Here is a 10,041-nt window from a genome sequence, read left to right as displayed (position 1 = left end):
ATTAGCGTTTACATAAAATGCAAACTACTTTAAATTATAAATTAAATTATCTAAAAATAGTTTATTTTTATAATATTTTAATAAGTTAATCCAACCTTTTATTTATGATATGATTAAATTCAAAAGTGATAGTTTTCTTTTTTAGGAGGTATATATAATGGGATCAGTTTCAAAAGTTTACTTTACTAAAACAATTACCCCTGAGCAGGTTGTAAAGATGTATGATACCTTGGGAAAAGAGCTTGTGGGCAAAGTTGCAGTTAAGGTCCATTCCGGAGAGGATGGCAACCAAAACTATTTAAAGCCGGAGTTTTGGAAACCTATGGTTGAACACGTAAATGGAACTGTTGTTGAATGCAATACAGCTTATGAAGGTGAAAGAAACAGTACAGACAAGCATAAAAAGCTCATTAAGAAGCATGGCTGGAACGACTTTTTTGTTGTTGACCTGATGGATGCTGAAGGTCCCGACGTTGAACTTGATATTCCAAACCCCAGTCACTTAAAGTGCGATATAGTTGGCAAAAATCTTCTTTGCTACGATTCCATGCTGGTTTTGTCTCACTTTAAGGGACATCCAATGGGAGGCTACGGCGGAGCTCTTAAACAGCTCTCCATCGGATGTGCCTCCACAGCAGGAAAAGTCAACATACATTCCGCCGGAAAATATGTACGGGCTGAGGATCAGGGCATCGTATGGGACGATCTACCCCCGCAGGATGCATTTCTTGAATCCATGGCAGAAGCTGCATCAGCCGTAGTTAACCACTTTAATGGCAAAATGGTTTTTATAAATGTTATGAAAAATCTCTCAGTTGACTGCGACTGCTGTGCAATTGCAGAAGATCCCTGCATGAAAGATGTTGGCATCCTTATTTCAACAGATCCTGTTGCAATCGACAGAGCATGTCTTGATCTTATCTATAAGTCAGATGATCCAGGCAAAGACCACTTCCTTGAAAGAGTAAAGACAAGAAACGGTGAACATACCGTAGACAGAGCTGCACAGCTTGGCTTTGGCGTAAAAGAATATGAACTCATATCCATAGACTGACAAAAAAGACCTCCTGAAAAAAATCAGGAGGTCTCGTCTATTACTCTCATAAAACGTATTCATTTTCCCATTGAAGCAATAAGTGCGTCAATCTCTGCCTGGCTCAGCATCTTACCTGGATCTGCGGCTGCAGGAGCTGCTGTTGCTGCAGGCGCCTGAGACTGAACCATAGAGGGGCTGAATCCACCACCGCCACCAGCCTGTGATGACTTACCCATTATGCTCGCAAGAAGAGCCTGCTGCTCTGCATTTAATCCGTTTGCATCCATACAATAGTGTCCTTTCAAAATATGTGAAATATAGCGATTTTATAAACGACATAATTCCACTCTCGTCAGTATTGTAAATAGTATATCGTGATGCGTCAAATAATCTTTTTATAAATTACAATTATTCCTCTGGCAAACACTGGCGCATAGCATAGTCTTTGTCCTCTTCAATCATTTGAAGCATGATCTTTGCAAAGCGCTCGTCAAACTGAGTTCCTATAGCCTTGCTTATCTCGTCTATAACATGTTGCCTGGGAATGGTCTCTCTATAACTTCTGTTGCTGGTCATGGCGTCATATGCATCAGCAACGGCAATGATCCTGGCTTCCTCTGGTATGTCATCGCCCTTAAGACCATCAGGATAACCTTTTCCATCGTATCTCTCATGGTGCCATCTGGCACCTGTAACAAGACCTGGCATCTCTGTGACAGCCGATAGTATCTTTGCGCCTTTCCCTGGATGCTCTTTTATTGTTGCGTATTCTTCATCCGTGAGCCTTCCTGGCTTGTTGATAATACTATCAGGAATGCCTATCTTGCCTATGTCATGAAGGAGAGCCATCATGTATATTTCTTCCTGACGTTTTGGGGAATAGCCATATCTTTTGGCTATCTCTTTTGAATACATCGCAACGCGGGTGGAATGGCCGTTCGTATAATTATCTTTCGCATCAATAGCCTCTGCCAGTGTCTGAACAACATGAACAGAAAGGCTCTCAAGCTCTGCAGTCTTTATTTCAACCTCATGATGAAGGTCATTTTGGAGTTTAATAAGCTCCAAAAGATTATGCATTCTAAGCTTTAGCACCTCAGCCTCAAAGGGCTTACGGATAAAGTCCATTGCGCCAAGAGATAACCCTATTGACTCTGACTTACTGTCCTCATTAGCTGTAAGAAATATACATGGAATAGCCTTTTTGCCAGTTTTCTTCTCCCAATCCCTAAGGGCCTTAAGGGTCGCAAAGCCATCCATTTCCGGCATCCTAATATCCAGCAGAAGCATGTCTACAGTATTCTTTTTGACATAATCAAGAAACATCCTTCCGCTTTTAAGGCAGGTAACTTTATATGTATCTGACAGCGTGTTGTCTGCATTTCGAAGGATTAAGGCATCATCGTCAACTATAACTATTTTTTCATTCATCTATTACTTTACTCCTCAGGTATATTTCCATACGCAGCAATAGCCTCATCGATAGTCATTCTGCCGTTTCCCACAGCGTAAATAGCAGCCCGAAATTGTCTGACCGCCGGATCCAAAAGACCTGTCTCCTTATCACTAAAGCTCCTGTCCTTTGGCACTTCTGCAAGTGAAGAATAAAGCTCATCGAAGGAAAAATCATCGACAGGAGTAATCAGGCGTTTTAATCCAGCCATGTTGCTAAGCTCATTCTTGTTTATTAGAAATCGCATGAATTCATTGGCCATATCAAGGTTCCTGCTATGCTTATTGACAGAAAAGCAAAGGCTCGTAGAATTTATGAAATATCCGCCATCGTCACCAGAAGGTGCAACAAAAAATCTGTACTTAAAAGGATTTGCCGAAAAGGCCTCTGATTTGCTCTCCCTCTTGGCCGTTCCAGAGGCAACATCCCCTGTGGCGAACATCATCGGTACATCTCCCTCAAAAAAGCGCATTATTACCGAATCGTAGTCGTCAATTATCTCATTCTGACATTTTGCCACATCTATGCAGTCAGAATTCACAAATTCATACAGTCTTTCCAGAGCGGGCCGCATCAGCTCTCCGGAGGATGGCTCAAAATTATTGAGTGCATCAATCTTATCACTGTTTTTCATTGCGTCATATGCAAACATCGGATATACAAAGCAGTTGAACAATCCAGGGCCGCTGAACTTATTTGCTCCCATAACAGGGGATTCATATCCTGCGTTTTTAAGCTTTTTGCAAACTTCTACAAGCTCTCCAAAGTTCGTTGGAACTTCTAAATTCTCTTTTTCAAATATATCCATATTGACCAGCATTCCGTAGGATGAAGTGAAGATTGGAAGCATAACAACATCCCCTGAATCCGTGCTCCATATCAGTGAATTTCTGATACAGGAATAATCTATGCCAAGTTCAGGATCAGAGATAACCTCGCAGGAATCAAAAAGATCATTGTATTTCTCATTCCCCACCATCCAGGTGTTGGTCGTAAAAATGTCAGGTGGCTCACTGTTTACAAGCGCGCTTGAGATAACATTGTTGTAATCATCCATTGTTACATACTGCAGGCTTGCATTGGGATAATATTCATAAAAACGCTCAAACTCAGCTTCCAGTGATTCAAAGTTAGAATAACTTCCAACAACTGTCAGCGAAAACTCTGTATTCTTGTCATACTTTGGAACAAAGGTCTTATTTTCTTTCTCTTTGCTGCCACAGCCCTGCAATAGCAATACAACTACAAGGCTCAATGAAATCAGCGTTTTTATGGTTCTATTCATAGGCACTCCCTCCATTTAAAGGAAACTATCCCATCTTTGTGTCTGAAAATAATTGTCTATTGCCGCCACAATATCGTCCCTTGACAAGGTCTTAAGCAGGTATCCCTGTGGCTTAAGCTTCATAACTTTCATTATGCTATCGCGATCAGACTTACCTGTAAGAAAGATAATAGGCACCTCTTTTGAGTTATATTCACTTCTTATCATCTCCATGACCTGTGGGCCGGACGTTATTGGCATATCATAGTCAAGCAGAATAAGATCCGGTGAATGATTGGCAAGATATGTGATAGCCTGCATTCCCGACTTAACCGCAGCAATATTATATTTTTCATGAAGCCAGCCCTGAAGCATCTTAAGGAAAGTAGGATCATCATCCACCAAAAGGATTCTTTTCCCCAGTTTAGCCTCCTGAGCGGCTTTTGCTATATATTTGATCTCCTCTGCTATATACTTTGCATCAAAGGGGCGCGAAAAAACCTTCTTAAAATGATCCTGAGGTATATACTGATAGATCACTTCAAGTTCTTCATCATGGCCTATGGCACAAAGTGGCCGTTCCTCATCTACTGTTATATCTTTTAAGTACACAAGTGCTTCCGGAGAGTTGTATATATAGTCTCCGGCAAGCAAAAGAATTATGTCGCTATCCTGCTTTTTTTCTTCAATGCTCCTTACTTTGTGCTCAGCAAATTCAGTTATAAGACCTTGCTTTTTCAGGTTGTTGTCCAATGCCTCGGCCATAAAGCCGAAACCACTGCTTATTAAAAGTACAGTGCTCCTCATCTTTATCTCATTTCCCCAGAAAGAATATCCGGTATCATCTCATAATCATAATTATCCACTGCTTTTTTTATAGCGTCAACTCGCGTCATCTCTTCTTCTGGTATTCTATACTCGTCAAGAGATGCCACAAGGCCAACTATGCTATCAAGGTCATATTCCTCGCAATAATACTGCAAAGATTTGAAAATCTCCTTAAGTTTTTCATCACTTATAAGCGGACGATCATCATCTTTATCATCGTCATCACCTTCAGCTAAAGGCTCAAGATCTTTTGCAAGCTGCCTGTACCTTGAAATAAGTTCTCCGAGCTCTTTATCCAGCGTTTCCAGATCACCGGCATCTCCGGCCTTTTCAAGCCTTGCTGCAAACTCGCCAATTTCCAGGGCTCCTATTACACGAGATGTACTTTTAAGGGCATGAACCTTTATAGTCGTGTTCTTTATGTCTTTTGAAGCGTAGTACCTCTCGATCTCTTTAGCATTGTTTTCAGCGCTATCTAAATACATCTTAAGCGCTGACACGTAAGACTCGCCGCTGCCGCAGTGAGTAAGTCCTGACCCCACGTCTATTTCCTTGAGATTAAATAAAAAGTCCGGAAGGTTGTATTCATCCTCACCACCTTTGGCAGAGGCTGGTCCTACCTTACCCTTTGGCAGATACTGAAGCAGCATCATTTCAAGTCTCTCAACATCAATCGGTTTTGTCAGGTAATCGTCGAATCCCGCTGTTGTATACATTTCACGCATACCGGATATTGCATTGGCTGTAAGGCAGATTATAGGCGTTTCTTTATTCGGAGTATCAGTTATAGCCTTCATTTCCCTTAGCGTTTCGATACCGTCTTTATCAGGCATCATGTGATCAAGGAATATAACATCATAATGTTTTTTTGTAAAAAGAGATATACATTCATCGCCGCTTTCCGCCGTATCAATCTGGAGTTTGGTATTCCGTAGCAAATTCACAAAAACAGTAAGATTGACGGGAGTGTCATCAACCACTAAAACCCTGGCATAAGGCGCCGTGAATTTTTCATGGTAGCTTGCCCTCTCAGTTAAAGAAAGCCTAAAGGACTCCTGAAAATCTCCAATTGGATCCCATTTAATTACTTTTTGGTCAATCTCAAAGGAAAATACCGAGCCTTTGCCATATTCGCTTTCAACCTCAAGATGGCTTCCCATCATATCAAGAAAGCTCTGGGCGATTGACATACCAAGTCCTGTTCCTTCGATATTTCTATTTGATTTTTCGTCAATGCGTTCAAAAGCCACAAACAGCCTGTCAAGATCTTCAGGTTTTATGCCCACACCCGTATCCTCAACTCTAACCCTAAGTCTTATTGAATCAGGCTTATCTGCAATTCTGTTGGCACGTACCATGAAGGTTACGTGACCCTTCTTTGTATATTTTACTGCATTCGAAAGGACATTGATTATAATCTGTTTGATTCTTATCTCATCACCGTTAAGAACTGTAGGAATATCGCTGTCAATATCCAGGTTAAAAGTAAGTCCCTTATCTTCAGCTTTCTTTTGCACCATATTCACAAGATCGTTAAGAAGGGACACAAAACTGTAATCAACATTTATGATTTCCATTTTTCCTGCTTCAATTTTGGAAAAATCAAGAATTTCATTTATGATGCCAAGCAGGGTATTCCCCGCTGTTCTTATGCTCTCAGAATACATTCTGATATTTTCATCCTTAGAATCCCTGATAACCATTTCATTCAATCCCAATATTGCATTCATTGGCGTACGTATATCGTGGGACATGGTGGATAAAAAGTAAGATTTGGCCTCATTGGCCTGATTTGCCTGTACTGCAGCCTCTGAAAGCTTGCGGTTATAGCTCATCATAACAGAGGAATTAAATATTATAAGAAGTATAAAGCCACCAGAGGCTATCCCAAGCAGCAGCCAGTCTATAGACCTGTTTGCGGCAAAATCGCCAACCGGTAAATATGCCAGAAGCGACCATGTTTTCATTGTTGCAAGGGGTGTGTAGGATAAAATGTAATCCTCCCCCTTGGCATTCTTAAGCATCATAGTGCCTGTGCCACTGACTATCTCTTTTACTACCTGATCATATTCCTCTGCTGAAGATGTATTATATAATTTATAATACTCAAAAAAGTTTTTGTTTTTAAAAGACTTGCCGTGAACAACGTAATTTCCTTCCTGATCTATAAGGCAGATTTCAACGTTCTCGTACTCTCCGTTAAGGAAAACAAGCTTCTGCTCAAGACGGCTAAGAGGCACAACACGCATCAAAAGCCCCTTTACCAGTTCACCGCTTTCTTCATCGATAACCATAACATTGTTTAAAAACGCTATGGACTGCACCCCATTACTTGGATTTGTATAAGCCCTCGTCAGGTTGACTACGTCATTTTCATTGCTCACATTTCCGATATTGTCAAATATGCTTATATTCTTATAGGAAACAGTATAGTCATTTAAGTCCGATACCTTCCCTGTAGTCGAAATACCCTTTCTCTCGGCATTATCAAGAAATATCAGATGTCCCTCAATCTCAGGAGATATCTTTGCCTTTCTGATATATGATATAGCCTCATTCGCTGTCATAGGAGCTCCGTCATTAGCAGCGCTGTTAACATAGTTTGCCCATATATCACAAAGATGCTGTTCATCCTCCAGGTAGTTGACAATGATCTGACTTGTGGTCGTAGTCATCTTTTCAAAAGCCTGTATTGAATTATGTGTACTTTCACTTGCCTTATCATTGGCATATCTGAAGATGAAAAACAGTATACTCCCCATTATCAGAAGATTTATTGTAATGATTGCCCTTCTTTTCACACTCTGCCCTCCATCCTCCGGTCACAAAAACGACAACAGGTTATCATTATTTTACCATATAACAAGTTCAAATGTTGATTTCACGCAATGACAACAAAGAGTGTATGTATAATAATGGGTATATCAGTAAAAACGTAATTCACCTGTCACTTGTTACATGAGGGGAGAGCAATGAGAGACATAGAATATCTGCGTTTATTATCCAAGGAATTTCCTAATTCAAGGAAGGCTGCGGCGGAGATTATCAATCTTCGTGCCATCTGTGCGCTTCCTAAGGGCACAGAATATTTCTTTTCCGACATTCACGGAGAATATGAGGCATTTTCACACCTGCTAAGGAGCTCATCAGGTATTATAAGAGCCAAGATTGAAGAGACCTTTGGCAATCAGATGACGGAGTCTGACCAGCTTAAACTGGCCAACCTTATTTATTATCCGCGGGAAGTCATAAGTAATATAAGGCATGATGAGAACGTTTCGGCAAAGGAGCTGTCTGAGCACCAAAAGATAACCATCAACCGTTTAATTTCCATCTGCCGCGTGGTCTCAAGTAAATACACAAGGAGCAAGGTTCGCAAAAAGATGCCTGCAGACTATGCATATGCCATAGATGAGCTTCTTCACCTTGACATGAATGATCCCAATAAAAAGCTTTATTATAACGAGATCGTCAACGGCATCATTGAGATTGACTTCGCTGATGAGTTCATAATCGCACTCTGCGAGCTGATACAGAATCTCACCATTGATTCACTTCATATAATAGGAGACATTTTTGACAGAGGCGCCCGTCCGGATCTTGTCATGGAAGAGATCATGAACTTCCATGACGTTGATATACAGTGGGGCAATCACGATGTGGACTGGATGGGAGCTGCCTGCGGCAACACAGCATGTATTGCCAATGTACTCAGGATTGGAACCAGCTACAACTGCTTCGATGCTCTGGAGGATGGCTATGGCATCAACCTTCGCCCCCTGTCAATGTTTGCTGCTGAAGTTTATGGTGACGATCCATGTGAATGCTTTATGCCCCATCTTCTGGATGAAAACAAGTACGATTCTGTCAATCCAAATCTTGCTGCCAGGATGTGCAAGGCCATTAGCATTATCCAGCTTAAACTTGAGGGGCAGCTGATAAAAAGACATCCTGAATATGACCTTGATAACAGGCTGCTTCTGGATAAAATAAATTACGGCACATACGAAGTAGAGATAGAGGGCAAACTGTACAAGCTTTCTGATACTAACTTTCCAACAATAGATCCAAAGGACCCTTATGCTCTTTCCGAGGGAGAAGAAGAGCTTATGAGGACTCTTCGCTTTAGCTTTATCCACTCCCAGCTCCTTTTAAAGCACGTACAGTTTTTGTACTCCCACGGCGCCATGTATAGGATTGTCAACGGCAATCTCTTATATCACGGCTGCATTCCTATGGACGATAACGGGAACTTTATTCCCATGACCACCAGGGATGGAAGCTTTTCGGGAAAAGAACTTATGGACTACTTAAACGTCAAGATCCACGATGCATTTTTCCTCGATATGAGAGATGATCCGGAGAAAAAACAGGATGCTGTTGATCTTATGTGGTATCTGTGGTGTGGCCCCAGGTCTCCTCTTTTTGGAAAAGATAAAATCACAACCTTTGAGCATCTCTTTTTACGGAGTGAAAAAGAACTGTGCAAAGAAAACTTCAATCCTTACTACAAATACTCAGCAATGGAACCCTACGCAGAAAAAATCTTAAAGGAGTTTGGGCTTGATCCTGAGTGGTCACACATAATAAACGGACATGTTCCTGTCAAGGCAGGTAAGGGCGAACACCCTGTAAAAGCCGGAGGCAAGCTCTACATAATTGATGGAGGAATATCCAAGGCTTATCATGAACAGACTGGAATTGCAGGATACACACTTATTTTTAACTCACATCATCTGGCTCTTGCAGCCCACAAGCCCTTTGTTAAAGGACAGGAAAACACTCCCACTATCCAACTTACAGAAAAGACCAAGAAAAGAATCCTGGTTCGTGATACTGACATCGGAAAAGGACTTCTAAGGCAAATAGACGACTTAAAAGACCTGCTTAAAGCCTTTGAAAGCGGCGCCATAAGAGAGAAGTAAAACGCTACCCGCAAACCCAGTTTTCGCTCCCCGCCCTGGGTTTGCGGGTAGCGTTGAATTCACGCAAAATACACATTAACAGCGCGATGATGTGTTACTATAGTAGTAAACCTATTGTTTTTCGACCAGAAAGGATAATCTTATGAACAGATATTTTGACTGTATTGATGGCAATATGGATGTTCTTCTTTATGATAATACCACTAAGAAGGTGCGGGATCTAAAGAGTGGCGATCTTGTATATTCCGTGCGTTATGACGGCGAGGATCTTAAGTATACCAAGGGTACTGTCCTAGAGATCAATAAAAAGAGAAGTAAGGCGGTAAAGATTCTTTTAACTGACGGCCGAACTTTAATCTGCAGTCCAGAGCATCAGTGGCTGACCTTGTCTGGCTGGCAGTTTTCAAACGACAAAGGTTCTATAAGAGAAAACGTGATCTTTCTTGAAGAAGGCCGAAAGATGTTTGGTTTTTCAAAGAGCATAGATGATAAGTACAGAGAGACAAGGCAGTATATGGCTGGCTATCTGATCAGT

At 41.3% G+C, this 10,041-nt stretch carries 8 protein-coding genes; 3 read left to right on the top strand and 5 right to left on the bottom strand.

The genetic code is table 11. From position 1 onward, the window contains the following. Window positions 1-157 precede the first annotated feature (157 nt). A complete protein-coding gene (locus J6I68_RS07855) occupies window positions 158-1,054 on the top strand; it encodes a DUF362 domain-containing protein (protein ID WP_292219291.1) in 897 nt (298 codons plus the stop codon). Between the two features lie 59 nt (window positions 1,055-1,113). Here the strand turns inward: J6I68_RS07855 and J6I68_RS07850 are convergent, their stop codons facing one another. The 5 genes from J6I68_RS07850 to J6I68_RS07830 all read right to left on the bottom strand — a co-directional run bounded on the left by J6I68_RS07850 (window position 1,114) and on the right by J6I68_RS07830 (window position 7,382). Beyond that, the gene (locus J6I68_RS07850; RefSeq protein WP_292219289.1) at window positions 1,114-1,323 is read right to left on the bottom strand and encodes a hypothetical protein; all 210 of its coding nucleotides are present in this window, start codon (window positions 1,321-1,323) and stop codon (window positions 1,114-1,116) included. Between the two features lie 121 nt (window positions 1,324-1,444). Beyond that, on the bottom strand, window positions 1,445-2,467 hold the full coding sequence (locus tag J6I68_RS07845; protein ID WP_292219286.1) for an HD domain-containing phosphohydrolase: 1,023 nt from the start codon (window positions 2,465-2,467) through the stop codon (window positions 1,445-1,447). Window positions 2,468-2,475: 8 nt separating this feature from the next. Then, a complete protein-coding gene (locus tag J6I68_RS07840) occupies window positions 2,476-3,774 on the bottom strand; it encodes an ABC transporter substrate-binding protein (protein WP_292219284.1) in 1,299 nt (432 codons plus the stop codon). Between the two features lie 15 nt (window positions 3,775-3,789). Further along, window positions 3,790-4,560 carry a response regulator gene (locus J6I68_RS07835; protein WP_292219281.1) on the bottom strand — a complete coding sequence of 257 codons (771 nt, stop codon included), beginning with the start codon at window positions 4,558-4,560 and terminating at the stop codon, window positions 3,790-3,792. Window positions 4,561-4,562: 2 nt separating this feature from the next. Further along, the gene (locus J6I68_RS07830; RefSeq protein WP_292219278.1) at window positions 4,563-7,382 is read right to left on the bottom strand and encodes an ATP-binding protein; all 2,820 of its coding nucleotides are present in this window, start codon (window positions 7,380-7,382) and stop codon (window positions 4,563-4,565) included. A gap of 171 nt (window positions 7,383-7,553) precedes the next feature. Between J6I68_RS07830 and J6I68_RS07825 the strand changes: the two genes are divergently transcribed. Together J6I68_RS07825 and J6I68_RS07820 are read left to right on the top strand one after the other, a co-directional pair. Next, complete coding sequence (locus J6I68_RS07825) at window positions 7,554-9,506, top strand: fructose-1,6-bisphosphatase (RefSeq protein WP_292219276.1); 1,953 nt, start codon at window positions 7,554-7,556, stop codon at window positions 9,504-9,506. A gap of 142 nt (window positions 9,507-9,648) precedes the next feature. Further along, the coding region (locus J6I68_RS07820) for a Hint domain-containing protein (RefSeq protein ID WP_292219273.1) at window positions 9,649-10,041 on the top strand (393 nt) is incomplete at its 3' end.

This window comes from Butyrivibrio sp. (genome assembly GCF_017940685.1).
Classification (GTDB): Bacteria; Bacillota; Clostridia; order Lachnospirales; family Lachnospiraceae; genus Butyrivibrio.
The sequence above is the reverse complement of the archived record's forward strand: the minus strand, read 5'-3'. Positions and strand labels throughout refer to the sequence as shown.